At 69.2% G+C, this 237-nt stretch carries 1 pseudogene; it reads left to right on the top strand.

What is annotated here, in order from left to right:
• Positions 1-237: pseudogene (locus AB6A65_RS16490) on the top strand (chlorophyllide reductase subunit Y); the annotation flags it as partial.

Raw genomic sequence — 237 nt, forward strand, 5'->3', positions numbered from 1 at the left:
ACCTGCCGCGCGAGCCTCGAGGACGACTGCGCTGCGATGGAGGCGGTGCAGCCCGACCTCGCCATCGGCACGACGCCGGTGGTGCAGAAGGCCAAGGAGCTCTCGATCCCCTCGCTCTACTTCACGAACCTCATCTCGGCCCGACCGCTGATGGGGCCCGCGGGCGCCGGTTCGCTGCAGCAGGTGATGCGCGCGGCGATGGGGAACAAGGACCGCATGGCCCACATGACCGAGTTC

The sequence above is a fragment of the Rhodosalinus sp. FB01 genome, from assembly GCF_041365715.1.
Lineage (GTDB): Bacteria > Pseudomonadota > Alphaproteobacteria > Rhodobacterales > Rhodobacteraceae > Rhodosalinus.